This is a genomic window from Acetobacter sp. JWB, assembly GCF_003323795.1.
In the GTDB taxonomy this organism is placed as follows: Bacteria; Pseudomonadota; Alphaproteobacteria; order Acetobacterales; family Acetobacteraceae; genus Acetobacter; species Acetobacter oryzifermentans.
On record NZ_CP030871.1, the window covers coordinates 278,365 to 302,484 of the forward strand.

Genomic DNA, 24,120 nt, shown 5'->3' on the forward strand with positions numbered 1-24,120 from the left:
TGTTTCTGCATGAACAGGAAGCCTGAATGATTTTTCGCAAGCCGTCTGCTGCCCGCACACATTTTTCACTGCTGGCTATAACGCTGGCCCTGTTAGGGGGAACTGCTCTTTCTTCCACATCGGCTCATGCTCAGGATGCCGCACCGGGTATGCCGTCCGCTCTTGTGCCTCCTAGCCTGAGCAGTGCACAGGTTGTGCGTGCAACGCTTCCTAATGGCCTTAAGGTTGTTATTGTGCCTAACCGGCTGGCCCCGGTTGTGACCACAGAAATTAATTATCTTGTTGGCTCGGCAGAAGTGCCAGATGGGTTTCCGGGTACGGCGCATGCGTTGGAACATATGATGTTCCGTGGCAGCAAAGGGCTGGATAAAGACCAGCTTGCAGCTATAGGCACGCGTTTGGGCGGCAGTTACAACGCAGATACAACAGAAGATGTCACGCAGTATTTCTATACAGCACAGGCACAGGATTTACCTGTTCTGCTTAAAATTGAAGCCCTGCGCATGAATGGCTTAACCCTGTCTGAAGCGGATTGGGAAAAAGAACGTGGCGCGATTGAGCAGGAAGTTGCGCGTGATCTTTCAAGCCCCGCCTATCGGTATCTGGAACAGTTGCAGGGTATTTTGTTTGCAGGCACGCCTTACGAACACGATGCACTGGGCACGCGGCCATCCTTTGATAAAACCACGGCGGCGGATCTGAAAGATTTTTACCAAAAATGGTATGGCCCCAATAATGCCGTACTGGTGATTGTGGGGGATATTAACCCTGTTTCTACCTTGCAGCTGGTACAGGATACGTTTGCTGATATTCCGCGCAAGGATCTGCCGCAGCGCCACAAGATAGCTCCGGCAGCGCCGCCTGCTAAAACACTCACGCTTTCTACAGATTATCCTGTTGGGTTTGCCACGCTTGCATTCCCCATGGCGGGCAGTTCTTCAGCAGATTTTGCAACGGCTGATATTCTCTCAGATGTGCTCTCCAGCCAGCGTGGTGCCCTGTATGATCTGGTACCGCAGGGCAAGGCGTTGTACGCAGGGTTTGAATATGCTCCTAAAAAAGAAGCTGGTTTTGGTTTGGCGCTTGCGGCTTTTCCTAAAGGCACAGATGCTTCTGGCCCCATGAACGCTATGAAAGCTGTGTTGGAAAAAATCCGTAAGGAAGGCGTGCCAGCAGAATTGGTTGAAGCCGCAAAGCAGAAAGAAATTGCCCAGCTTCAGTTTTCTGCCAATTCTGTAAGTGGTCTGGCATCTATCTGGTCTAACGCATTGGCATTTCAGAACCTAGATAGCCCGGGTGATCTGGTGGCTGCTTATCAGGCTGTTACGCCAAAGGCGGTAAATGATCTGGCTGCAAAGCTGCTTGATCCAGCACATGCTGTGTCTGCCATTCTTACCCCGGAAGCATCAGGCAAGGCAGTTTCTGGTAAAGGGTTTGGAGGGGCGGAATCTTTTGCAAGCACCCCGGATAAGCCAGTAAAATTGCCGCAATGGGCCGAAAAAGCTCTGGCCCAACTGGAAGAACCTAAACCGACACCACTCCCTGCGGTTAGCACATTATCTAACGGTATCAAGCTGATTGTCTGGCCTTCTCATGTCAGCCACACCATTCAGCTTTCTGGTCAAATCCGCCAGACGCCCGAATTGCAGGAACCCAAAGGCAAGGAGGGCGTGCATAGTTTAACGGAAGCTCTGTTCTCCTACGGCACAACGCAGCATGATCGTCTGGCTTTCCAGAAAGCGCTTGATGATGTGCCAGCATGGGAAGATGCCGGGGGCAATTTCTCCTTACAAGTTCTTACGCCTGATTTTGAAAAGGGCGTGGATCTGCTTGCTGAAAATGAACTGCATCCAGCATTCCCTGAAAAAGATTTTACGGTTGTGCGCACGCAGTTGGCACAAGCTCAGGCTGGGGAACTGGTATCTCCCGGGCATTTGTTTGATAAAGCTATCAAGGCTGCCATTCTGCCGGAAACAGACCCGACACAGCGTGATGCTACGCCTGAATCTATTATGAGCATAACCCGTGATGATGTGCTGCATTATTACCAAAATGCGTGGCGCCCGGATCTGACAACTATTGTTGTAACAGGTGATATCACGCCCGAAAAAGCACAGGCGGTATTAGAAAAAGCTTTTGGTGGTTGGAAAGCCGAAGGCCCGGCACCTGATGTGAATTTGCCTACCGTGCCACTTAGCAAAACATCACGCGCAACGGTGCCTGATAAGAGCAGCGTGCAGAATGATGTTGTGTTGGCGGAAACACTGGGGCTAACGGCACAAAATCCTGATCATTTCCTGCTGCAGTTGGGCAATGAAGTGCTGGGGGGCGGTCTGTTCTCCTCGCGTCTGTATAGAGATATGCGGGTGAAAACAGGTTATGTTTATTCTGTAAGCAGTTCCTTTGATTGGGGACGTACGCGCGGGGCCTATACTGTTAATTATGGTGCAGACCCGGATAAGGTTGGTAAAGCGCGGAATGTTGTCATGAAAGACCTGAAAGCCATGCAGTCTGCACCACCTACAGCAGAAGAGCTTTCTTTGGCCAAGGCTTCACTTCTGCGGAGCTTGCCGCTTGCCAGAGCGAGTTTGGCCCGAATTGCTGCGCAGTATCTTTATTTGGAAGATCTGGGTTTGCCGCTTGATAATACGGATCGGGGCGCAAAAGTTTATTACAAGGCAACGGGTGCAGAAGTACAGGCCGCATTCCGTAAGTGGATCAGGCCAGATGACCTTGCGGTTATTGTAAAGGGGCCTACGCCTACTTGGTAATGGATTACATGTATTCGTAAATGTTTTAAGAAAGGTTCTTTCTGTGCATTTTACGGATACATTGTAAATCGTGTTTGTTTTTCTCGTGTCTAGAAGTTAACAATATTACGAGGGAATTTGGTGTCAGTATTTTCTGGACAGAAAAATAGTTATGCTTGTATTAGGTCTGTCAGAAAATCATTTACGTGCTGAAGTTCTTGATATGCAAAAGATCACGAGGGGGTATTGCGGTGTCTGGTGAAAAAAAGCCTGTTGGTAAGGTTCGTTCTTCTCGTGTAAAAGTGGCACGTAAAAAGGTTGCGGCTCCCGCAGTGTTAGAGACACATGAACCAGTAGCGGAGCCACAGGTTACAGAACAAGTTGAAATAGCTCCTGTAGCAGAGCCAACACCGGCTCCAGCGGCAGAACAAATTGCATTGGCACTTCAGTCTCAGGCGGGTATTGTGGAACAAGAAGCTGAAAAAGAACGTCGGGCGGCTATCTTCTTTGATAGTCAGTGGTACCTTAATGCTTACCCAGATATTCGTGAGGCGGGCGTAGATCCGCTTGAACATTTTCTGGATTATGGTGCTAAGGAAGGTAGAAACCCTAACGCGCTGTTTGATAGCCTTTCCTATCTACGTGTAAATCCTGATGTTGCAGGGTTTGGGCCGGGGCCTTTCATCCATTATATTTGTTATGGTTTTCAGGAAGGGCGGCCTTTGCGCTAGGAGGCTCTTAAAGTTTAAAAAGGGGCGTATGGGTGTTAAAACCATACGCCCCTTTTTTATTTATGCTGTTTTAATAAAAGCGTCAGACTTCTTCTACAACTTCTATGTGAGATGGGAACTCTACGTCTTTCGTTTCATCCAGAATGTAATAGTGAATGTTTTCTGAAACCCAATCTTCCCGGAAACCACAATCTTTATAAATATTACGGCATGGCGTATTATCCGGAAGGTTATGGATAGAAGCTGTTATACGGACATTTCCATGTTTTTCCCGAACATGGCTGACAACATCAGCAACAATGCTTGTTTCAACTTCCATGCCTAAAACACGGCAGCTCATAACAAACTGCACAATTTCATTATTGCGCAGGTAAAGCACACTTACCAATCCGTAATTGGTGAATTTGTCCTGAACAGTTGCAACAATTATCTCTCCGCCTTCACTTAGAAAGCGAGAGAGTTCCTGAAATGTCCAGCGTGTGCCAGAAGTGTTGAACTGATTGGTCTTGTTTGTAAGCTCTAGCGCGCGGGCCAGTTCCGGTTGCTCTGCATCTGTGATGTAGGTGAGGGAAACCGTACATTCCAAGGATGCCAGAAATTCTTCACGGTTCAAGCTGGCGCGTGTTTCCTCACGGGCAATCTGTCCTCGGATCATGGTTTCTCGCTTGGCGGATTCCTGCGTGAGACGAGCAACCTGTGTTTCGGGTGCCCATAAAAGGATGCGGCGTGTGAGATACGGGTTGCCGCCAATTGTGCGAATTTCAGGAAAAGCCGTGTTAACAGAAGCGCGTTCTACAGGATTATCATCTACAAACACAACGCTTTTAGGCTTGATATTGAACTCCTGACAGATAGCGGCAATGTTTTCTGGTTTGGGAACCCAGTTGATTTTGACAGAGGCAAAATCTTCCAGTTTGATAAACTGCGGGTTGATAATGTCATCCCATCGTTCGCGCACATAGGCTTCATCATTCTTGGAGCAGATAGCCACCAGAATGCCACGTGCGCGTAAGGTATGAACAGCTTCCCACAAACCCACAGGCCAGCCATCTGTGCGTGGCCAAGGTTGCACTTCTGGCCGATAATGTTCTGCTATCTGGCCGCGCCACAGGGTATTGTCCAGGTCAAAAATAACGGCCTTGACTTGATCTACCTGATGCACAGTGCGGTAGGCTGCAACAATCTGGCGAAAGATGGTTTTAACAAATTCTTCCCGATGAATGGGATAAATGGTTTCCAGTGCAGGAATGGGCTCATTGCGCTCAATCGCACCGAAATCATCCCAATCCTGAAAAGACAGGCCACCATGGGTATGGAAGTAAATAATATCATCCAGCACATAACGTTTGCCTAAAGAGGACACAACAGAATCAACATCCAGCACATAAGCATTTTTATAACTGGAAATTTTCTGGGCCAGATACATGTTCAGGCGTCTTACCATGTAGGTGAGATCTGTTTCTGTACCTTGTGAGAGTATGCTGGAAGCTGTGCTCATTTGCGGAACTATGAAATTAGAGACAAATGTCAGTAATCCATGTTCGCGGTTGTAAAGCAGTGCGGCATCCAGCATGACATCCAGCGTGTTGAATGCATCGTGCAGGATACTTTCTGCAAAAGCCGGATCATTCAGTTGAAAGCCTTCTACCACACGGTCACTTAAAACAGTGCGTAGTGGGATTTGCACGTATTGTAGATCATACTGATCTGCTGGTGCGGGCGGAGATTTTGGTAAAATGCTTACAAAATTGTAAGGAATGTAATCAAAATTTATACCTGGATAATATCCCTTAAAGGCTTCTAGATATAAGGAAGTTAGGCAGGAGCCAACAAGAAGAACGCGATTAATTTTGCGCTCTGTTTTTTGGAGATCTGTAGGGAATAGAAAATCCGGAGATGCAAGAGGAGAATTATTTTTTGTTGTTGTAGGCATAAAGAACTCCGCCAATATAGCTCTTATTTTGTTTGGGTTGGCAGTGGAGGGATGATTTGTTTAACAAGAGAGATGGGTAAGAGAATGGAGCCTCATTGAGAGATTATAAAAATTCAATTCATATTACATGATTAACGTTATTATAATCTTCCGACGAGTTGAAAGAAAGTATTTTCAAGCAATTAATCGAAGGGGGAGATTACGAAAAGCGTAGATAAGTATGATAAATTTATGTAGAGGAATAGTTAACTGTTGTGTTTTTCAGCATAAAAATTTATATTTGGTATAAGTACCTGTAAATAGTGATAGCATTCAAACGGAAAATGCAATGGTAAGTTTGACCGCCTGGAATAAAAAAGATATAAAATCAATAATTGATTCGGGAAAATTCGATAGTGAATTTTATCTTGAAGAAAATCCTGATGTAAAAAAATCTGGTCTTGATCCAATTATACATTATGTTCTTTACGGTGTACATGAAAACCGTAATCCTAATGATAATTTCAATACAGAAATATATTATAATCTTTATAAAAACGTTATTGGGAAAAATGAAAACCCATTCGCGCATTATATTAGAAATAATGACCATCTGTTTTTCTTTGAAAAAGGTCTTTTGCAGGAATATTCGTATGTTTCCATTACGAATGCTCTAAATAGATTAAAGAAATACCCGTTTTTTAACGAAGATGATTACGTGCGTATGAACAGCGATGTTTCATCCGCAAGTATGCCAACAGCACGCCACGCATTACTTTACGGTATTGGTGAAGGGCGAGAAATTTTTTCCAAACGCTCCATTGTTCGCTTTTTGGGCAATGAGTGTAAGCACGACGTTAATTATAAAATCACTGATAAGGTTTACGGCAAGAATTTCCCTAAAACGATTGGGGTATTCTACCATTCCGAAGGCAATTCCTTTATTCAGGAATTGGCAGAGTGCCTCAGTGAATATCTGTGTAATGCTGGCCTGAACGCCAAGGTACTTACTGAAAAAACACCAGAAGAAGACACGCCTGAACTTTGCATTTTCTGTGCTCCGCACGAATTCTTCTTCTTGGATGGAAACGAAATCTGGAAACGTGATGAGATTATTAGAAAATCCATCATGTTTAATACAGAACAACCCCAGACACTCTGGTTCACGCGTGGGATTCTGTACATTCTCATGTCAGCCGGGGTGATGGATCTGTGTTATCAGAATCTTAAATCCTTTTCCGATGTTGGGCTGCCAGTATTCCACTTTGATCCGCCGGTAAAAATAGAAGCTTGCAAGCTTACTGATGCAGACAAAAAGCATCCGTTGGTGCGTATTTTGCCAGAAGGGGCTAAAACAGGGTCTACCCCATTCCGGCCAATTGCCGAACGCGCTATTGATGTCAGCTTTTTTGGGAACGCCTCCCGCAAGCGCGAAAAATTCTTTTCGCGGTCAGCGGCCTTCTTCTCCAACTATCAGTGCTTCTTTTATTATCGTAAGGCAGAAGGGCCTATTCCGTCCTCCGGGGTTTACGATATCCTTTCACGCCTCCCGCGCTATGTTGCAGAAAATTCCAAGGTGGCGCTGAATATTCATCGTGATGATAACTGTTTTTTTGAATGGCACCGGATTGTCAAACAAGGCATGGCTTCCGGCACCATTGTTGTAACAGAAGAATGCTTCCCTCATCCGCTGTATAAGGAAGGTGAGCATTTCTTGGCTGAAACGCCGCGGCATATGCCCAATCTGGTAGAATGGTTAACCCAGACTGAAGATGGGCAAAAAGAAGCTGCCAGAATTCAGCAGAATATTTTTGATCTTCTGCAAGATGAGAAAATATTCAACTCCAAGAATATCGATCTCAAAAACTATATTTCTGCTGTGTGGAGCACTGTGAAATGAGCGTTATCAAGCCATGGGACCCCAGCCCGGAAGTTGTTTTTTCCTATAAGAAAAAATCCCGGAAGCCTAAAAACCTGATTACGGTCTGCGTTACCAACTTCAATTATGCTTCTGTTATTGAAGAATGTCTGGATAGCATTGCAGATCAAACGCATGCTGATCTGGAAATTGTGGTTGTTGATGACTGCTCCCAGCGGGATGATTCCGTTGATGTGATCGCGGAATGGATGGAGGAAAACAAGCAGCGTTTTTATAGCCTGCAGTGTTTGACTAACCCGCGTAATCAGGGGCCATCATTTTCGCGCAATATGGCGTTTGAATATGCGCAGTCTGAGTATGTGTTTATTATCGATGCTGATAATACCATTTACCCAACGGCGCTGGAAAAAATCTACACGGCGCTTTTGCAGGGCAAATTCCCGGCAGTTTATACCCAGATTGAAGAGTTTGGAGACCGCAAAGGTATTGGCCATGCCGATATCTGGGATGCCGCACGCATGCGCAAGAATAACTATGTGGATGTGATGGCGCTTATTCGTAAAAGCGCATGGGAAAAGGTTGGCGGCTTCTCTCATATTGAAGAAGGCTGGGAAGACTATGATTTCTGGCTGAAATTTATTGATGCAGGGCTAGAACCCGGATACCTGCCAGAAATTCTGTGTCGTTATCGTGTGCATAATTCTTCGCGCACAGCCACAGAAGCATTGGCTGCACATTATGATCTGGAATTGGTGATGGAGTTCCGTCATCCAGAGCTGGTGGAATAATCAGATTTTCCAAATGCGGTGGTATAAAAAAAGAGCGGAAGAAATTCCGCTCTTTTTTATTTTCAATGCGCAACGGTTAAAACACACTATTAAATGCCACCTGTGGTGAAACCGAAAACCCGGTATTGTGGCCTGCAAAATAGGTTGAAACCCCCGCAATAACCCCAAAACGAGGGGACCAGTTGTATTCAACAGCAGGGGCTATCAGCCAGTCTCCTGAAGAACTGTTAATGCGGTCTATCCGTTCTATTTTGCCGCTTGTTGGGGTGCGGCCTTTAATGTGAGACCCATCTGCCCAGTCTCGCGCCAGATCCATGGCCAAAACCCATTTCTGGTTTATGCCAAATTCCAGAGAAAACCCGCTTTCTCCGTACATGCCGGGTTGCGCTGTGCCGCGGAAGCCAACCTCTGTGCCGTAACTGCTGACGTTATGCAGATGCGCGGTTGTAAGCGCACGGCGGAAGGTGCCCCACATACGCAGGCGCAGTTCATGCTGGCCCGGCAGTGTGTAAGTGGATTGTTCCGTAAAGGCTAAGCGGAATGTATAAACGCCCGATCCAACACCATCTTCTGCTCGGCCCAGCCTCTGATAATTACCTGTGGGAAAACCAACCCCAGCAAATACACTCAGAGCCGGAATATAGCGTGCAGGGTCTGCATCCAGATAACGCCACATTAAATCCACTGGCAGATCTCCGAATTTGAGCCCGCTACTTGTACCAGCTTTCTTCTTCCACAAATAACTGATCGTGGGAGTAACCTGAATACTGATGGAATCCGTAATGGAGTATTTGTAGAGCGTAAAATTGGAAACAGATTGCTGGCGTGGATGTAGTGGATGGCTGTTGCCGTTTGCATCCAGATATCCCACAGGCAGATTATAGCTGACGTAAGGTTCCCACGCGAACACACCTGCCTTGGAAAGCGCGCCAGAAGGCGAAACGAGAGATCCTGTATACCATTGCGGGCGCGCCTCCCCCGGAGCTTGAGACCCCGCCGCCGCACTATTGCCTGTATCTGCAGCATGTGCTGCGGAAAGGCCGACAGAAAGCAGCAATGTGCCTACCAAAGAGCGACAAACAACAGGGCAACACTTAACGCCTGCTCGTACCTGGAGGGAGGAAAATACACTGGCTGCCTGAATCATGATCTGTCTGACCCTTCATGGGGAACCAAAAAATCTTCCGTCAACACAACGGAAGGAACGGTTTGTGGCACGGCGTTATGTTGCGGAACGGAGCGAATGCGACGCCAGCCCCATGCCAGTGCCAAAGCCAGCAGGGGAATGGCGCATATTGTTGCCGTTCCGGTTGGGTAATCAAACGCCATCAGCCCAACGATGCCAATAAAGAAGGCGAGAGCCAGCCACGAGGTAAATGGCGCGCCCGGCATCGGAAAAGAGGTAGGGGCAATTTCTCCACGGCGAATTTTTTTGCGCAGTTGAATCTGGCACAACACGATAAAACACCACGTGCTGAGAATACCCAGAGAGGCCAGACTGAGCATGATTTCAAAAATCTGGCTGGGGATGAAGTAATTCAGCACCACGCCCACAAGATAAATGGCCACAGTAGAAAGAATGGCTGCAGAAGGTACAGCCTGTTTGTTCATGCGGGCCAAATAACGCGGGGCTGCGCCATCTAGCGCCAGTGCACGTAGCACGCGCCCGGTAGAATAGAGGCCAGAGTTCAAGCTGGAGAGCGCTGCGGTCAGCACCACAACGTTCATCACACTGTCTATGCCCGGTACGCCCAACTTGGAAAGGAAGGTGACAAAAGGGCTAACTCCTGCCTGATACGTGTTCCACGGCAGCAGCAGCACAAGCAGCGTAATGGTGCCCACGTAAAAAATGGCAATACGCCAGATAACGTTGTTAATGGCCTGCGGTAAAACGGATTTAACATCCTCGCATTCCCCCGCAGCCGTGCCAATCAGCTCAATACTGGCATAGGCAAATACAACACCTTGTACCAATACCAGTGCAGGTAAAAAGCCGTGCGGGAACAAGCCACCGTTTTCGGTAATCAGATGCAGCCCGGTTGCGTGCCCATCTACGGGGTAGCGCAAGGCCAGAATAACCAGCGCGATGACCAGGAATCCGCCTAAGGCCATCACTTTAACCAAGGAAAGCCAGAATTCCAGCTCACCAAACCATTTTACGCCGGTTAGGTTCATGCCGGTTATCAGCACAAGGGCCAGCAGGGCAAAAAGCCATTGTGGTACACTGGAAAAAACAGGCCAAAAACGCATGTAAAGCGCCACGGCTGTAATATCCACAATGCCTGTTACAGCCCAGTTAAAAAAGGCCATGGTGCCTGCAATATAAGAAGCTTTGGGGCCTAAAAACTCCTGTGTGTAGGAAACAAAGCTGCCACTGGTGGGGCGGTACATCACAAGCTCACCTAATGCACGCAGCATCAGAAAAGCAAAAACACCACACACCAGATAAACCAAGGCAAGAGATGGGCCAACGGCTTGAAGGCGAGATCCAGCCCCCAAAAACAGCCCTGTGCCAATAGCCCCACCCAGAGAGATCATTTGGATCTGACGCTTACCCAAACCACGGTGGTATCCATCTTCAGTGCGTGCGCCTGCATTGGCAGGTGTATGCCCGTCTGAGGTGGGGGAAGCCGTCATCTCGTTAACCTTGATTACAAAATTATGTCAAAACCGATTGGTATCGGGTGCATTGGATTTTGCAGGTTGTAAAGATGGAACCGTTAAATAATCGCAATTAAATATGAATAGTGTATAAGAATGAAGCTGAAACGTATAAGGAATATACAGAATTTATATGAATATCAGGAAAGAAGAAACGCAAATATTTTGTTTTGATATTGAAATAATATAAGCATAAGTGCTGTTGTTTGGGATAAAAATGTTATTTATTTATTATCTATGAAAGTAAAGAAAGTTGCGTTGTGGCTCCTTGATCTTGCGGGCTTAAAAGAGTGGAAAGTGTAATACCTAAAAGTCTTACTGGGGCACGTACAGGCAGCAATGGCGCAAGTAACCGGCACGCCATCTCGGCTAGAATTTCTTGGTCTTGCACCGGATCGGCCAAAGAGAGGCTGCGCGTGCATTGGTTGAAGTCTGTATAGCGCAGTTTCAGGGTGATCGTACGGCCTGTCAGGTTACGTTTTTGGCAGCCCGCCCACACTTTTGCGGCTAGTTCATGCAGAGCCGCGTGTAATTCGGCTGAGGTGCGCAAATCCTGCGCGAACGTTATTTCCTTGCCGAGTGATTTGCGCGGCCTGTTTGGTTCTACTGGCCGATCATCTTTGCCACGGGCGATGCCATAATAAAAAGCAGCCGCCTTACCAAAATGCTGGCGTAAAATATCTAATGAAAAACGACGTAAATCTGCACCTGTATGAATGCCGAGTGTATGCATTCGCTGGGCCGTAGCTGGCCCCACGCCATGAAAAGCGTTTACGGGCAGATTGGCTACAAATGCTTCCCCACGGTTGGGCGGAATAACAAATTGACCATTGGGTTTGCGGTAATCTGAGGCCAGCTTGGCCAGAAACTTATTGTAAGACACACCTGCCGAGGCCGTAAGCCCTGTTTCATGCAAAATGGCCGCGCGTATTTCTTCTGCAATTGCTGTGGCAGAGGGGCGGAGAAGCAGCGGATTTGTTACATCCAAATAGGCTTCATCTAACGAAAGAGGCTGAATAAGGGGCGTGTAACGCGCAAAAATGGCGTGAATTTGGGCAGAAACTGCACGATAAACATCAAAACGTGGCGGCACAAAAATCAGGTGCGGGCATTTGCGCTGTGCCTGCACCGAAGGCATGGCCGAACGCACGCCAAATTTTCGGGCTTCATAACTGGCGGCGGCAACCACACCGCGTTCCTGGCATCGGCCTACCGCTACAGGTTGGCCTTTAAGCGCTGGATTGTCTCGTTGCTCAACAGATGCATAAAAAGCATCCATATCAATATGGATAATGCGGCGTACAACTGCTGTCATCACCCGTGTATGGTAGCAGAAGGCAGCGCAAAAGGGAACAAAAAGAAAACAAATCTAGCTTAAAATTCTGCGTGTCGGGTTTGCAAACCAGAAAATCAGGATCTTTTTAACCAAAGCAGAAGGTCTCAATTTTAAAATGAAAGGGGAAAGCGCTTCCTGATATTGGAGCCACGCCTCCCCGTAGAAAATTATGATGTTGTTTAAGATACCGGAAACCCTTGTGAATACTGGTATTTTGAGGTGGCACGATCCTGCCAATGCGCCACAATTTGCTTGGGCTGCATATCCAGATCATGCCAGCGTGCAAGGGAAAGTGCCGCTGTGGCTGGGTAGGCCCCATAAGCAGATGGACGTTCCGATGCCTTGGTAGGGACAACACGGCTGGAACTATGAGAGAGCCAGTATCCTGCCCCAGCAAGACAGGCTCCTAGCGTTGTAATGGCAGAAGCAAGGCGTGTACGCAGGCCAGCAAATGGCACAAGCGGTTTAAGCAGGTCTTCCATATCTGCATTGCGTTCATTCTGTGCGGCTTCTGTTGCCAACAAAAGGCGATACTCTGTGCTGGTAACAGAAAGAGCGCAGCCTACCCGAATATCCAGTGCAGGCATTTCCAGTGCGGCCATATCTGTCAGGGCATCATGAAAGGTTTGCGCAACAGCCAAAAATTCCCGTCTAAAGCAGGGCAGAAACAGGCCGCCCGATGGCCCGGCTGTGGGCGTGTGCGGGTTTGTTTGTATTCCTGCAAGGCGGCGAATGGTCCAAAGTGTCAGCCGTTCGCTGCAGGCAAGATCCGTCAGGTAAACAGGTGAACGTGTCATGGCGCATTCCTAAAGGCAGATGCCTTCATCCTTTGTGTGGCATGTGTGCGATAACTCTCTTTAGATGAGAATAATTCTCATTATCAAGATAAAAATGCATCAACTTTTCTCACGCTTCTGTGGTGGCTCTGTTTTTTCTGCTTTTCTTGAGGCTGGGCATGAGGCAGTACACAAGGCATGTCTGTGCTTGCCTCACTCTCTCTTCCATTCCTGCGCCGGTTAGATCCGGAACAGGCCCATGAACTGGCCTTGGATGCCCTAACACTGGGTGTATCCGTGCCCATAAAGCGGCCCAAGGATGATCCTGCCCTAGCTACACGTGTGCTGGGTATGCGGTTTTCCAACCCCATTGGCATTGCTGCCGGGTTTGATAAGAACGCCCGTGTTCTGCGCCCTCTGGCACAGTTGGGATTCGGGTTTGTAGAAGCCGGAACTGTTACGCCACGCCCGCAGGCGGGTAACCCCAAGCCTCGGCTTTTCCGCCTTACGGAAGATCGGGCGGTTATTAACCGTATGGGCTTTAATAATCAGGGTATTGATAAGTTTGCCGTGCGTCTGGCGCGTCTGTCCCGCCCGTTGCCATCTGGCCGTGGCGGTGGGGCCGGGGTGCCTGTAGGCGCCAATATCGGTATTAACAAAACCGGTGCCGACCCGGAGCGCGATTACCCAGAACTGGTGGCGCGCGTTAAGCCCTACGTTAATTACATTGTGCTAAATGTCTCTTCTCCTAATACGCCGGGCCTGCGTGGCTTGCAGGATGCTGCCCGCCTGCGTGGGATTCTGGATGCCATTTCGGCCCGTCATGCAGAACGGCCACCGCTGTTGATTAAGCTGGCGCCAGATCTGGAAGATGATGCCATTGGCCCCATTGTAGAAGCCGCCGTAGCCGGTGGTGCGCAGGGGCTGATTGTCACCAACACCACACTGGCGCGCCCCGATTCTCTGCAAAGTTCGTATCGCACAGAAGCTGGGGGGCTTTCTGGCCGTCCGCTTAAACCGCGCGCTACGGAAATGCTGCGTCTGGTTGCGCAGGCTGCGGCAGGCCGTCTGGCACTGATAGCTTGTGGCGGTATTGAAAGCGGAGAAGACATTCTTACCCGAATCCGCCTTGGGGCTGATCTGGTGCAGGTTTACACAGCGTTTGCTTATGAAGGCCCCGCACTAGTAGAGCGGCTGAAGCGTGAGATGCAGCACATCATGCGTGCGCAGGGCATTGAAACGTTGGATGATATTCGGGGCAAAGATTTATGATAGCGCAGCAAACTGTAGAAGATATGCAGCAGATTACAGGCCTTGCCGCGCTGGCAGACCAGTACGATGGCTACATTATAGATCTATGGGGCACAGTGCATGATGGTGTGCAACCATATCCCGGTGCCGTAGAGTGTTTGCAGGCCCTGCGTGCATCAGGCAAAAAAATTGTCATGCTTTCCAATGCGCCGCGTCCGGCAGATGTCGTATGTGCGCAGCTTGAAGCCTTTGGTATTTCGCATGAACTGCATGACGGGGTGATGACAAGTGGTGAAGAAACGCGCCGTTTGTTAAAAGCCCGGACAGACCCGTGGTTTGCCAATTTGGGGCAAAAAGTGCTGCATATTGGCGGCACACATGATCTTGGTCTGTACAACGGGCTGGACGTGCAACGCGTAGCACAGCCTGCGGATGCCGATTTTATTATGAACACCGGGCCAGATGCCGAGCGCGGCGTGGGATCACTGGATCCATATCTACCAGAACTGCGTGCTTGTCTGGAACGTGGCCTGCCAATGGTGTGCGCCAACCCGGATATGGTGGTGGTAAAAGGTGGCAAGCGGCAGATTTGTGCTGGGGCTCTGGCAGCATTTTACGCGGAACAAGGTGGCAAGGTCAGCTGGATAGGTAAACCATACCCCCGTGTGTATGAGCCTGTTTTTGAGATGCTGAATGTGCCACGCCCGCGTATTCTGGCCATTGGTGATGCACTGGCTACCGATATGCGTGGTGCTTCTGCTGTGGGCGTTGCCGGGCTGTGGATTTTGGGGGGCATCCATCAGGAAATGATCGGGGATGACATCCAGTTGGCAAAAGAAGAAGCCAAGGCCGTAGGTTTGGCCCCGGTTGCGGCTATTAAAAGATTGGTGTGGTGAGTGCGCCACCAACCTCACCCGCAGTAGGGTGTGGCGCTGCTATTGTAAATAATGCAGGCCATATTTTGCTGCTGCGTCGCCTCAAGCAGCCAGAAGCAGGTTGCTGGGGGTTGCCGGGCGGCAAGGTAGATCCGTTTGAAACCGTACCGGCTGCCGTTATCCGCGAAGTGCTGGAAGAAACCGGCTTAAACGTGCAGTTAGGTGCGTTGCTTTGCGTGGTGGATCAAATTGACCCAGCAGCAGGCACGCACTGGGTTGCCCCCGTTTACAGGGTGCAGCAGTACACGGGGCAGCCCCATATCTGCGAGCCACATAAACATAATGGGCTAGAATGGTTTGCTCTGGATGCGTTGCCGCAGCCCCTTACGATTGCAACGCAGCAAGCAGTGGCCGTCTTGAAGCATCAGGACGCGTAAAGCCGTGCTGGAAACACGTAGCCTGATTTAGAAATCAGGCAGTGTCTGGGCCAGCAAGCCACCTTGGCGGAGGGGAGCCACACGGCGGGCAAGGCCCGTGGCATCTTCTGTTTCCACCATAATTCCGCATATTGTGGCTTCGCCTTCTGCAGGTTGTAGGCGTTCACCCGGCATTTTGCGTACAAAACGGGTAACCGCGGGTTCCTTGGTCATGCCAATAACGCTGTCGTAATCTCCGCACATCCCAGCATCTGTCTGAAACGCCGTGCCAGCGGCCAGAATCCTATGGTCTGCTGTGGGGGTATGTGTGTGCGTACCCACAACCAAAGATACACGGCCATCCAGCATATGACCCATTGCCCATTTTTCGCTCGTGGCTTCTGCATGCACATCCACAATGGCCGCTTGTATGGTGGCGCCAAGGCGATGCTTGTTGAGCAGTTCATTCATGCACCGGAAGGGATCATCCAGCGGGTCCATGAACAGGCGGCCCATCACGTTGACCACAAGAGCTTTGCGGCCATCTGCCAGTTCTACTACCACACTGCCTTGGCCGGGTGTACCGGGGGGATAGTTGAGCGGGCGCACAATGCGAGGTTCGGAGGTAATATGCCCGATCAGATCACGCCGATCCCACGCATGGTTGCCAAGGGTAAGCACATCTACGCCGCCTTGCAGCAAGGATGTGGCAATGGCGGGGGAAAGGCCAAAGCCGTGGCTGGCGTTTTCGGCATTGACCACAACCAGATCCAGCGCCAATTTTTCACGCAAGGCAGGCAGGCGGCTTAAAACGGCTTCGCGGCCAGTGCGGCCAACAATATCACCCAGAAAAAGGAGTCTCACGCCAGAGGTTTCCTGTGTTTGTTGTTAGTCAAAATGGAGAATCTCCTTTTCAGTCACAATACAGGAAAGCGGCCTGTCATACGGTCCAGCAGGAAGGCTGTCTAATTCTTGGCAAGATGGCGCATACCCAATGCTGCGTGCATCGGGCAGGGCGGCCAAAGTGCGATCATAATATCCGCCACCATATCCTAGCCGGTTGCCTGTGCGGTCAAACCCTAGCAAGGGCACCAATATAATGGTGGGTTGCAGAACCGGGCCATCAGGAAACTCAGTGCCAAAACGGCCTTGCATCATGGGGGCATGTGGCGTCCAGCGCCGAAAAATAAGGGGCTGCCCGCGTGGTGGTGTTTCAGGCAGCACAATGGTTGCGCCTGTATCCACCAATATGTGGCACAGCGGGCATAGATTTACTTCATGCGGTAGGGGCCACACGCCAGCAACAACAGCGGGCAACAGGGGGCGCAGAAGTGTATGCAGGTGGGTAAGGATACCGCTATCCAGCGCTTCATCACGCGTTTTTAGCGTGGCCATGCAGTGTTGGCGCAGTTCTTTTTTGCGCGCGGCCACAGCAGGCGGATCACCTTGTGGGGGGGAAATGTGCGGAGCCACCATGAACCGTGGGTCTTTCAACCTCCAGGACCTGCGAGTGCAGGTGGGCGCCGGGTAATGTGACCAGGGCCACAACAGAGCCAGCTCCCTAGGAAGTGCTTATCGGCCCAGGGGATGACTTGCCTCACGCGTTGGGCAGCCCCGCCTCATCTATGTAGGCGTGCTCAAGCTCTGCTGCAAGAGATTCCGCACGTTCGGCCAAATCTGCTAAGCGACCGGCTGTAAGGGCCTGCTCCGCCCGCAGGCGTTCGGCATCTTTTGCAGCCTGTATGGTGGCATCTGGCACGCGGCTGCCAGAAAGATCCTGTATTTCATCCGCCATTAAAAGGGCGGCCAGAACCAGTACCCGGGCATCTCCGCTAAAGCCCATGTCACGCACGCGCTGCACGCGGCGTTCTACCTGCTGGGCCATGGCCTGAACGTGGCGTTCCTGCCCGTTATCGCACCCTACCGTATAGCTGTGGCCGTTAATCCGAACCGAAACAAGTGCCATGCTGTATCAGTTTCCCTGTTCGTGTTCTGCCGGGTGGTAAAAGGTAAGGGAAGATGGCTTTTCTGCCCGTTCCAGCGCATCTCGCACGCGGGAGAGAAGGGCATCTACATTGGCCACCAGTTCCTGTTTTTCTGTGCCCGTGCGGGTTTGCTGTTGCAGCCCTTTTTCAACAGCAAAGGAAATGCGTTGCAAGGCACGATCCAGCCGGGCTATGGGGTCTTGCCCAGCCGGTGGCTGTGTGGCCGGGTGCTGTTTACCAGCGTGTTCGTCAGTCTGGGGCAAAGACGGCTCCACGGCTTGATCCTGCATTCTTGTTTTTGTCAACTGTGCTCAGGAATCACCCGCAAACGCGATGGCGTCAAGCATGCTAACCAAAAACGCTTCATTTTTCTTACCAAAAATGCCGCCAGACAAGTTATTTACGATTGATGGATACGAATCTGGCATGGCTGCCTATCGTGCTGCGCGTGCGGTAGAGGGCATGATAGAGGGCGCAAGCGCACGTTTTGGTTTTCTTTCTGCCCCAGGTGCGGCTGGGTTTATGGGGGCAGGGTGGTGGTTGGCACTTATTGCAGCGCTGGAGGATTCGACAGGCCTTGCATTTTGGCATGCGCTGGATTGCGGTGGCAGCGCAGCTTATGCGTTGGGTGCTGTGCGCATGGGCCAAAAACATGCTGTGTTGCAAGCATCTGCTGCCCAGTTTAATGCGATAAAAGCAGTTTATACGCAGGAATTTGGCATGCTATTGAGCGCCCGCCCGCCATCATTTCACCTTATACCATCATTATGTCACACGTCTTCTCTTGTCGGGTATTTCACCGACGGTTATTGCCAATCCTCAGATCCGGAAAATAAACTGCCGGACACAAGGCAAAAAAAGGATTGTTACCCATGACACTTACCCCCAAGGTTAAGGCTATTCTCGACCAGTACGAGAGCGATAATCCCGGCACCAAGATGAATCTGGCGCGGCTGCTCAACGCAGGTAAGCTGGGTGGCACAGGCAAGCTGGTGATTTTGCCGGTTGATCAGGGGTTTGAGCATGGCCCGGCCCGTTCTTTTGCAGCTAACCCGGCAGCGTATGATCCGCATTATCACTTTGAACTGGCGATTGAAGCAGGCCTAAGCGGCTATGCAGCGCCGCTGGGCATGCTGGAATGTGGCGCCGCAACATATGCTGGTGAAATTCCGCTGATTCTGAAGTGCAACAGCTCCAACAGCCTTGCAACGGAAAAAGATCAGGCTGTAACGGGCACCGTGTCTGATGCCCTGCGTCTGGGTTGCTCTGCTATTGGTTTCACCATCTATCCGGGCTCCGAATACTGCTTCGAGCAGATGGAAGAACTGCGCGAACTGGCAGCAGAAGCTAAGGCTGCTGGCTTGGCCGTTATTGTATGGAGCTACCCACGTGGCCCCGTGCTGGACAAAAAAGCTGAAACCGCAGTGGATGTTTGCGCCTACGCCGCACATATGGCTGCGCTGACGGGTGCGCACATTATCAAGGTAAAGCCGCCGACTGAAGTTGTTGCACTGGATGCCAACAAACCAGTGTATGAGCAGAACAAGATTGACGTTGCCACCCTGGCTGCCCGCGTGCAGCATGTGGTGCAGTCCTGCTTTGCGGGCCGCCGTATCGTAATCTTCTCTGGTGGTGCGCATACCAGCACGGATGAACTGTTGCAGACCATTCAGGGTATTCAGGATGGTGGTGGCTTCGGTTCCATTATCGGTCGTAACGTGTTCCAGCGTCCGAAGGCGGAAGCTCTGGCTCTGCTGGACAAAATCACCACCATTTTCAAAGGCTGAAACAGCCATAGTATCTGCGCAGCGGGCATGAGATAAGGAACACTATGTCTGATCTTTATCTTGTCACGCCTGCTGTGTCTGATGCACAGGCTTTTTTACCTGTTCTTGAAGCAGGTTTAGCTACCCACCAGCCCGCAGCCTTGTTGCTGCGGCTGGTGGATATGCCTGTGGCGGCAGCCCGGCAGGCTGTATTACTTCTTAAGCCGGTCATTCAGGCGCGTGATATTGCCCTGATGCTGGAAAATGCCCCGACCCTTGCGCAGGAAACCGGGTGCGATGGCGTGCACCTTTCTCCTTCTTATACGGCGGCTTCTGTAAAGGATGTGCGGCGCATTATCGGGCCGGATCTCCAGCTTGGTGTTGCTGTTGGAGAAAGCCGAGATGCCGCCATGTGCGCTGGTGAAGATGGCGCAGATTATATCTGCTTTGGCGCAGAAGATGGCGCTTCGCTTGAAACTGTTTCAGCACTTACACGCTGGTGGTCTTTAATGATGGAACTGCCTGTGGTGGCGCAGGCACAAACACCGGCTGATCTGGCAGTGTTGAGCGCCAGCGGAGCGGATTTTGTTATGCCCTCCGAACAGTGGTGGCAGCAGCCGGACACGTGGCAAGGCTGATTTTTGTCGGGTTTGATACGGGTTTTTGCCATGTTTGAGGGCAATGCTAAGTATCAGAACGCGCTTTCTGATCGAACAGATCATGCTGATCTGCGGATGAAGGACGCGGCATGATTATCGAGAACTGGATATTTTCCATGCTGAATAAAAAAACATTCCTGATGCTGGCTATGGCTGCTGGTGTTGTTGCTGCTCCGGCTGTGCATGCACAGGGTTTTGGTGGTGGACTGGGCTCTATTGGTAAAAGTGCCCTGTCTGGCGCTGAAAGCGGCGTGGAAAGCCAAGGCGCAAGTATGGCATCCAGCATGCTGCCAAGCCTTTCTTCTGCCAGCACAGGCAATCTGGCCGGTATTCTTGGGTATTGTGTGCAGAACAATGTGCTTCAACAGGGTTCTTCCACGGCGCAGTCCGTTCTGGGTAGCCTGACACAGAAGCCGGGCGTAACATCTTCCAGCGCGTATGAAGCTGGCCAGCGGGGACTGCTGCAAACCGGCAATAACCAGATGTTCTCTTTGGCCAACCTGAAGGGTGAGCTGAAAACCAAGCTGTGCAGCATGGTGCTGGATAAGGCGCAGTCTGCCCTCTGATTTTGCTGCGGTATGAGCAGGCTTTTTCGCCTGCTTTACCCATTAAAAAAGCCCCTGTCAGTGCAAAACTGGCAGGGGCTTTTTGCATGTTCCCAAACTGTTTTTAGGGCAGTTGTAAAACAGGTGGTGTTGTAAGGTTTTCCTTGCGGGATGTGTAGGAGGCTGTGGCCGGTTGCGTGCGGGCTGCAATCGTGCTGGCCTGTGCCTGTGCCTGTGCCTGTGCCTGTGCCTGTGCCTGTGCCTGTGCCTGTGCCTGTGCCTGTGCCTGTGCCTGTGCCTGTGCTGTGGGCAGTGGGCGGCTGACAGGGGTTACAGAGGCCGCAGAAACAGGCGTGGTAGCGCTGGCGCTCTGCTGCGGCACAGGTGGAAGAATCAGATCTTGCATAAAATACAGCACACCGTTGGACTGCGGAATACCCGTAACCCATAGGTGAGACGTCATGCCCTGCCCATTACCAATAACAACTTGGCCAGACTGATTATCCACCCACGCGGAAAGCAACTGGCCATTCAGGGTAGGAAGCCCGACAGACTGGGTGGGAGAAGCCAGAGCAGCATGCTTGATTTTGGCCAGAGGCCAACGCCCTTTAACAATGGTGTAAGACAGCATTTCCTTGATAACAGCCGTATTATCCGGGTTTGTCAGTTTGTTGCCTGTTTGGGCGTTATAGGTTTCTAGTGCTGAATTCGGAATGCCAAAAACTGTAAATGGCCCACTCCGTTGTAAGGTGGTTAACAGGCCAGTTGTATTGAGCAGATGGGTGTAATCTGCCATTTCCAGAGAACTCGGGAGTGTATCCGACAGCGGGCGGTCACAAAAAGCTGGTGTTTCCGGGTTGGGGTAGGCAACCCGGCTATCTGGAGCGCTTTTTGGTTCTACCTCTCGGGTCTGGCTTGGTTTTGCAGGTGCGTAAGTGCGTGTGCCCGAAACTGTTGGCATCATGTACGAACAGGTTGAATTGGCAACTTTATACGTATCCTGCCGTGCGCGGCTTTGTGTGCAGCCGCCAAGCGCCAAGGCGGCAATGCCTATGGCCGCGGGTGCAAGCGTACGTGGGTTAAAGGCTGTTCTGTACAGAACACGCTTAAGGTGCATGGATGTCTCCCAAAAGATCATGCCGCTAAAAGAAAGACTGGCTTCATGAAGTAGAAGACTGCACCGGGCATACTCAGCACCCGTCTCCTCGCATTGTCCAGGCTGTTACAATACCGTTTACCAGTTCAAACGTAGTCTGGCAGGTATAGGTATAGGCTGTGCCCATGCCACCCCCCATACCGCCCCAGCCACCATCCCAACCGCCCATACCCCAGCCGGGGCCGTATCCGCCCCAGCCACCCCAGCCGCCATCCCATCCCCAACCGCTCATGGGCATGGTGTAATCGGTTTGCTGGTTGATATAAGCTAAAAAGGTGTGGTTACCGGAAACAAACTGCCGCGTGGGCACGCCAAATGTGCGCACCACATCAGTTGTTTGCTTGCCGATCATGGAATCAAGCTGGCGCCGTTCCTTTTTGCTAGGTACTTGGCAACCCGTTAGAGCCAGAGCGCCCAGCAGCAGGATAAATCTTTTATGCATCATGGCAGCTCTGGCTCCCGCCGGTAGTGTTGTAACCGGGCATCATACGGATAAATGTTGAACAACATATTATGGTTGCGCCAAATGTTGCAGACTAACCGTTTATCCACAAGACGTTCTGTATACGTGTTGTGCCGCAAGCCAGCATAACCAACCTATCAAACCCCAGTGCAATGCCAGAGCAGGCAGGCATATGGGGCAGGGCGCTTAGCAGTTTTTCATCCACGGGCCATTCTGGACGGTTGGGGTACAGAGTTTGGCGCTGCTGGCGGTCGGCCTTAAAGCGGGCACGTTGTTCTGTGGTGTCTGTTAGTTCTTCAAAAGCGTTCGCTAACTCCATGCCTGCGGCATAAAGTTCAAACCGTAGGGCAACGCGCGGGTCTTGTGGGCTTTTGCGCGCCAATGCGGCTTGGCTGGCAGGCCAATGGGTTAGAAAAGTGGGGCGTGTACGGCCAATGGCCGGTTCTATCCGCTCCATCAACAGGCGGAAAAAGAGGTCTTCCCACGTTTCCCCCTCACGCAATGTGCAGCTTGCTGCTTTTGCCAAGGCCTGTGCATTTCCTTCTGTGGGCAGCAGATCTACACCCGCATGGCGATGGAAAGCTTCTTGCATTGTAAGCCGCTCAAACGGCCCAGATATGCTCAGGCTATGGTCTGAATGCTGGAGAATCGGCGGTAACACCGCTTGCAAAAGGGCTTCGGTTTCATCCATCAGCCCTTCCAGTGTCATGTTGGGTTGGTACCATTCCAGCATGGTAAATTCGGGGGCATGGAGGTAACTGCCTTCTCCATTCCGCCAGACACGCGCAAACTGAAAAACAGGTAGCCCAGTGGCCGCCACAATACGCTTCATGGCAAATTCCGGGCTGGTGTGCAGGAACAGGTTTTGTTGCATGCCATCAGGGGTTTCCCGCACGGTATGGAAAGGTTGCAGGTGCACCTCTTCCCCTGGTGTGGGCACGGCGTAAGGTGTTTCCACTTCCACGCAGCCGCGAGATTCCAGAAAGGCACGCGTCCCGCGCCAAACCAGATTGCGGCGCAGCAGAAAAGGAAGCCGGTCAAGAATATGATCGGGGTCTTTTAGACCCGGATTGGGCTGAACAGTTGCAGAGTCTGACATGAGGGGAGTAGAGGCGTGACATGTCTTTCCCGGTCAAGCCCTCTTTTTCACGGCGCAAAACACTGCGCACCCCGGATGATCTGATAGCAGCCGGTTTGGTGCCTCCTCAACAGCATGAGATGCTGGACGATGTTGCCCAACATTATGCTACGGCCATTCCGCCAGCTTTTCTGGATTTAATCACCTCGCCGGATGATCCAATAGGCGTACAGGTTGTGCCTTCTGCGCAGGAATTGGAGATTGCACCAGAGGAGCGTTCCGACCCTATTGGTGATAATGCACTTTCACCCGTTCCCGGCATTGTGCATCGTTACGCAGATCGGGCGTTGCTGAAGCCCTTGTTGATTTGCCCGCTTTATTGCCGATTCTGTTTTAGGCGTGAGCATGTGGGGCCAGATGGCGGTGTGTTGGATGATGCCGCGTTGGAACAAGCACTGGAATGGCTGCGTACACATAAGCAGATTCGCGAAGTGATTCTAACGGGCGGAGATCCGCTTATGCTCTCTCCGCGTCGGCTTGGTCATATTGTAGCAGAGCTTTCACGCATGCCGCATGTCACGACCATTCGTGTGCATAGCCGCGTGCCCGTAGCGGATCCAGAGCGGGTAACAGACGCCCTGCTGGATGCGCTGGAAACAAACAAAGCTATGTGGATGGCCGTGCACATCAACCATGCGCGCGAGATGTCGGAACCTGCACGAGCATGCCTTAAGCGCATTGTGCGCAGGGGTATTCCGCTATTGGGGCAGTCTGTTTTGCTGCGTGGTGTGAATGATAGCGAACAGGCGTTGGAAGACCTGTTCCGTGCCATGGTGGAAACGCGTATGCGCCCGTATTATCTGCATCAGCTAGACCCAGCCCCCGGCACGGCACATTTTCATGTGCCGGTAGAGGAAGGGCAGCGCCTGCTTGCAGGATTGCGCGGACGTGTCACCGGTTTGGCATGGCCGCTTTATGTGCTGGATATTCCCGGAGGGTACGGCAAGGTGCCCTTGGGGCCTGAATACGTGCAAGGCCCGCAGCAGGTAAAAGACCCTAAGGGGGAAACCCACAAGCTGGACAGGCTATAGGC

Annotated in this window: 23 protein-coding genes, 1 other RNA gene and 1 pseudogene; 12 read left to right on the forward strand and 13 right to left on the reverse strand. The window is 51.1% G+C overall.

All coding sequences use genetic code 11. The features are described 5' to 3' along the window. Positions 1 to 26 precede the first annotated feature (26 nt). Together DS739_RS01355 and DS739_RS01360 are read left to right on the forward strand one after the other, a co-directional pair. Positions 27 to 2,771, forward strand: coding sequence for a pitrilysin family protein (locus DS739_RS01355; protein WP_035352805.1), 2,745 nt, complete (start codon positions 27 to 29; stop codon positions 2,769 to 2,771). 230 nt (positions 2,772 to 3,001) lie between these two features. Beyond that, a complete protein-coding gene (locus DS739_RS01360) occupies positions 3,002 to 3,481 on the forward strand; it encodes a hypothetical protein (protein ID WP_035352808.1) in 480 nt (159 codons plus the stop codon). An 82-nt stretch (positions 3,482 to 3,563) separates the two neighbouring features. On the opposite strand, the gene DS739_RS01365 is transcribed toward DS739_RS01360, so the two are convergent. Beyond that, positions 3,564 to 5,414, reverse strand: coding sequence for an HAD family hydrolase (locus DS739_RS01365; protein WP_035352811.1), 1,851 nt, complete (start codon positions 5,412 to 5,414; stop codon positions 3,564 to 3,566). Between the two features lie 328 nt (positions 5,415 to 5,742). Between DS739_RS01365 and DS739_RS01370 the strand changes: the two genes are divergently transcribed. Beyond that, the gene (locus DS739_RS01370) at positions 5,743 to 7,293 is read left to right on the forward strand and encodes a hypothetical protein (protein ID WP_035352854.1); all 1,551 of its coding nucleotides are present in this window, start codon (positions 5,743 to 5,745) and stop codon (positions 7,291 to 7,293) included. Continuing rightward, positions 7,290 to 8,060 carry a glycosyltransferase family A protein gene (locus DS739_RS01375; RefSeq protein ID WP_035352815.1) on the forward strand — a complete coding sequence of 257 codons (771 nt, stop codon included), beginning with the start codon at positions 7,290 to 7,292 and terminating at the stop codon, positions 8,058 to 8,060. The genes DS739_RS01370 and DS739_RS01375 overlap by 4 nt, the downstream gene beginning before the upstream one ends. A gap of 76 nt (positions 8,061 to 8,136) precedes the next feature. Here the strand turns inward: DS739_RS01375 and DS739_RS01380 are convergent, their stop codons facing one another. The 4 genes from DS739_RS01380 to DS739_RS01395 form a co-directional block, all read right to left on the reverse strand. Beyond that, positions 8,137 to 9,207, reverse strand: a complete 1,071-nt coding sequence (locus tag DS739_RS01380) for a hypothetical protein (protein WP_035352818.1) — start codon at positions 9,205 to 9,207, stop codon at positions 8,137 to 8,139. Next, positions 9,204 to 10,697: an amino acid permease gene (locus DS739_RS01385; protein WP_006116813.1), complete on the reverse strand. Its 1,494-nt coding sequence runs from the start codon at positions 10,695 to 10,697 to the stop codon at positions 9,204 to 9,206. Before DS739_RS01385 ends, DS739_RS01380 begins: the two co-directional genes overlap by 4 nt. Before the next feature lie 259 nt (positions 10,698 to 10,956). Beyond that, positions 10,957 to 12,036 (reverse strand): DNA polymerase IV, encoded by a 1,080-nt coding sequence (gene dinB, locus DS739_RS01390; RefSeq protein ID WP_035352820.1) that lies wholly within the window; start codon positions 12,034 to 12,036, stop codon positions 10,957 to 10,959. 200 nt (positions 12,037 to 12,236) lie between these two features. Beyond that, the gene (locus DS739_RS01395) at positions 12,237 to 12,854 is read right to left on the reverse strand and encodes a hypothetical protein (RefSeq protein WP_006116815.1); all 618 of its coding nucleotides are present in this window, start codon (positions 12,852 to 12,854) and stop codon (positions 12,237 to 12,239) included. Positions 12,855 to 13,031: 177 nt separating this feature from the next. Between DS739_RS01395 and DS739_RS01400 the strand changes: the two genes are divergently transcribed. The 3 genes from DS739_RS01400 to DS739_RS01410 are packed head-to-tail and all read left to right on the forward strand — an operon-like array spanning position 13,032 to position 15,396. After that, positions 13,032 to 14,105, forward strand: coding sequence for a quinone-dependent dihydroorotate dehydrogenase (locus DS739_RS01400; RefSeq protein WP_006116816.1), 1,074 nt, complete (start codon positions 13,032 to 13,034; stop codon positions 14,103 to 14,105). Then, entirely contained in the window at positions 14,102 to 14,980 is an 879-nt protein-coding gene (locus DS739_RS01405; protein ID WP_006116817.1) for a TIGR01459 family HAD-type hydrolase, read from the forward strand. Before DS739_RS01400 ends, DS739_RS01405 begins: the two co-directional genes overlap by 4 nt. After that, a complete protein-coding gene (locus DS739_RS01410; RefSeq protein ID WP_006116818.1) occupies positions 14,974 to 15,396 on the forward strand; it encodes an NUDIX domain-containing protein in 423 nt (140 codons plus the stop codon). Before DS739_RS01405 ends, DS739_RS01410 begins: the two co-directional genes overlap by 7 nt. A gap of 27 nt (positions 15,397 to 15,423) precedes the next feature. On the opposite strand, the gene DS739_RS01415 is transcribed toward DS739_RS01410, so the two are convergent. The 5 genes and pseudogenes from DS739_RS01415 to DS739_RS01435 form a co-directional block, all read right to left on the reverse strand. Next, positions 15,424 to 16,239 carry a TIGR00282 family metallophosphoesterase gene (locus tag DS739_RS01415; RefSeq protein ID WP_006116819.1) on the reverse strand — a complete coding sequence of 272 codons (816 nt, stop codon included), beginning with the start codon at positions 16,237 to 16,239 and terminating at the stop codon, positions 15,424 to 15,426. 24 nt (positions 16,240 to 16,263) lie between these two features. Beyond that, the gene (locus tag DS739_RS01420; protein ID WP_035352826.1) at positions 16,264 to 16,851 is read right to left on the reverse strand and encodes a 5-formyltetrahydrofolate cyclo-ligase; all 588 of its coding nucleotides are present in this window, start codon (positions 16,849 to 16,851) and stop codon (positions 16,264 to 16,266) included. After that, a non-coding RNA gene (ssrS, locus tag DS739_RS01425) (6S RNA) lies at positions 16,838 to 16,993 on the reverse strand. The genes DS739_RS01420 and ssrS overlap by 14 nt, the downstream gene beginning before the upstream one ends. A 15-nt stretch (positions 16,994 to 17,008) precedes the next feature. Then, positions 17,009 to 17,341: pseudogene (locus tag DS739_RS01430) on the reverse strand (cell division protein ZapA); the annotation flags it as partial. Positions 17,342 to 17,347: 6 nt separating this feature from the next. Next, on the reverse strand, positions 17,348 to 17,650 hold the full coding sequence (locus tag DS739_RS01435) for a hypothetical protein (RefSeq protein WP_035352829.1): 303 nt from the start codon (positions 17,648 to 17,650) through the stop codon (positions 17,348 to 17,350). A 55-nt stretch (positions 17,651 to 17,705) separates the two neighbouring features. Between DS739_RS01435 and DS739_RS01440 the strand changes: the two genes are divergently transcribed. The 4 genes from DS739_RS01440 to DS739_RS01455 all read left to right on the forward strand — a co-directional run bounded on the left by DS739_RS01440 (position 17,706) and on the right by DS739_RS01455 (position 20,351). After that, positions 17,706 to 18,236 carry a hypothetical protein gene (locus tag DS739_RS01440; protein ID WP_035352832.1) on the forward strand — a complete coding sequence of 177 codons (531 nt, stop codon included), beginning with the start codon at positions 17,706 to 17,708 and terminating at the stop codon, positions 18,234 to 18,236. Beyond that, positions 18,233 to 19,147 (forward strand): class I fructose-bisphosphate aldolase, encoded by a 915-nt coding sequence (locus DS739_RS01445; protein WP_035352834.1) that lies wholly within the window; start codon positions 18,233 to 18,235, stop codon positions 19,145 to 19,147. Before DS739_RS01440 ends, DS739_RS01445 begins: the two co-directional genes overlap by 4 nt. Before the next feature lie 44 nt (positions 19,148 to 19,191). Then, the gene (locus DS739_RS01450; protein ID WP_006116824.1) at positions 19,192 to 19,764 is read left to right on the forward strand and encodes a thiamine phosphate synthase; all 573 of its coding nucleotides are present in this window, start codon (positions 19,192 to 19,194) and stop codon (positions 19,762 to 19,764) included. A 161-nt stretch (positions 19,765 to 19,925) separates the two neighbouring features. Further along, positions 19,926 to 20,351, forward strand: coding sequence for a DUF2501 domain-containing protein (locus DS739_RS01455; protein ID WP_170315332.1), 426 nt, complete (start codon positions 19,926 to 19,928; stop codon positions 20,349 to 20,351). Between the two features lie 103 nt (positions 20,352 to 20,454). Here the strand turns inward: DS739_RS01455 and DS739_RS01460 are convergent, their stop codons facing one another. The 3 genes from DS739_RS01460 to epmA all read right to left on the reverse strand — a co-directional run bounded on the left by DS739_RS01460 (position 20,455) and on the right by epmA (position 23,048). Beyond that, complete coding sequence (locus DS739_RS01460; RefSeq protein WP_006116826.1) at positions 20,455 to 21,468, reverse strand: fasciclin domain-containing protein; 1,014 nt, start codon at positions 21,466 to 21,468, stop codon at positions 20,455 to 20,457. Between the two features lie 52 nt (positions 21,469 to 21,520). Continuing rightward, positions 21,521 to 21,931: a hypothetical protein gene (locus tag DS739_RS01465; protein WP_006116827.1), complete on the reverse strand. Its 411-nt coding sequence runs from the start codon at positions 21,929 to 21,931 to the stop codon at positions 21,521 to 21,523. Positions 21,932 to 22,022: 91 nt separating this feature from the next. Further along, positions 22,023 to 23,048, reverse strand: coding sequence for an EF-P lysine aminoacylase EpmA (gene epmA, locus DS739_RS01470; RefSeq protein ID WP_006116828.1), 1,026 nt, complete (start codon positions 23,046 to 23,048; stop codon positions 22,023 to 22,025). Between the two features lie 20 nt (positions 23,049 to 23,068). On the opposite strand from epmA, the gene DS739_RS01475 reads away from it, so the two are divergent. After that, positions 23,069 to 24,118, forward strand: a complete 1,050-nt coding sequence (locus DS739_RS01475; protein ID WP_006116829.1) for a lysine-2,3-aminomutase-like protein — start codon at positions 23,069 to 23,071, stop codon at positions 24,116 to 24,118. Positions 24,119 to 24,120 lie beyond the last annotated feature (2 nt).

Coding starts and splice junctions, on each gene's coding strand:
- DS739_RS01365 (WP_035352811.1), bottom strand. CDS start 5,414: ATGCCTACAACAACAAAAAATAATTCTCCTCTTGCATCTCCGGATTTT.
- DS739_RS01370 (WP_035352854.1), top strand. CDS start 5,743: ATGGTAAGTTTGACCGCCTGGAATAAAAAAGATATAAAATCAATAATT.
- DS739_RS01460 (WP_006116826.1), bottom strand. CDS start 21,468: ATGATCTTTTGGGAGACATCCATGCACCTTAAGCGTGTTCTGTACAGA.
- DS739_RS01395 (WP_006116815.1), bottom strand. CDS start 12,854: ATGACACGTTCACCTGTTTACCTGACGGATCTTGCCTGCAGCGAACGG.
- DS739_RS01435 (WP_035352829.1), bottom strand. CDS start 17,650: ATGCAGGATCAAGCCGTGGAGCCGTCTTTGCCCCAGACTGACGAACAC.
- DS739_RS01450 (WP_006116824.1), top strand. CDS start 19,192: ATGTCTGATCTTTATCTTGTCACGCCTGCTGTGTCTGATGCACAGGCT.
- epmA (WP_006116828.1), bottom strand. CDS start 23,048: ATGTCAGACTCTGCAACTGTTCAGCCCAATCCGGGTCTAAAAGACCCC.
- DS739_RS01355 (WP_035352805.1), top strand. CDS start 27: ATGATTTTTCGCAAGCCGTCTGCTGCCCGCACACATTTTTCACTGCTG.
- DS739_RS01375 (WP_035352815.1), top strand. CDS start 7,290: ATGAGCGTTATCAAGCCATGGGACCCCAGCCCGGAAGTTGTTTTTTCC.
- DS739_RS01420 (WP_035352826.1), bottom strand. CDS start 16,851: ATGGTGGCTCCGCACATTTCCCCCCCACAAGGTGATCCGCCTGCTGTG.
- DS739_RS01405 (WP_006116817.1), top strand. CDS start 14,102: ATGATAGCGCAGCAAACTGTAGAAGATATGCAGCAGATTACAGGCCTT.
- DS739_RS01465 (WP_006116827.1), bottom strand. CDS start 21,931: ATGATGCATAAAAGATTTATCCTGCTGCTGGGCGCTCTGGCTCTAACG.
- DS739_RS01385 (WP_006116813.1), bottom strand. CDS start 10,697: ATGACGGCTTCCCCCACCTCAGACGGGCATACACCTGCCAATGCAGGC.
- DS739_RS01440 (WP_035352832.1), top strand. CDS start 17,706: ATGCTAACCAAAAACGCTTCATTTTTCTTACCAAAAATGCCGCCAGAC.
- dinB (WP_035352820.1), bottom strand. CDS start 12,036: ATGACAGCAGTTGTACGCCGCATTATCCATATTGATATGGATGCTTTT.
- DS739_RS01455 (WP_170315332.1), top strand. CDS start 19,926: ATGCTGGCTATGGCTGCTGGTGTTGTTGCTGCTCCGGCTGTGCATGCA.
- DS739_RS01475 (WP_006116829.1), top strand. CDS start 23,069: ATGTCTTTCCCGGTCAAGCCCTCTTTTTCACGGCGCAAAACACTGCGC.
- DS739_RS01380 (WP_035352818.1), bottom strand. CDS start 9,207: ATGATTCAGGCAGCCAGTGTATTTTCCTCCCTCCAGGTACGAGCAGGC.
- DS739_RS01445 (WP_035352834.1), top strand. CDS start 18,233: ATGACACTTACCCCCAAGGTTAAGGCTATTCTCGACCAGTACGAGAGC.
- DS739_RS01400 (WP_006116816.1), top strand. CDS start 13,032: ATGTCTGTGCTTGCCTCACTCTCTCTTCCATTCCTGCGCCGGTTAGAT.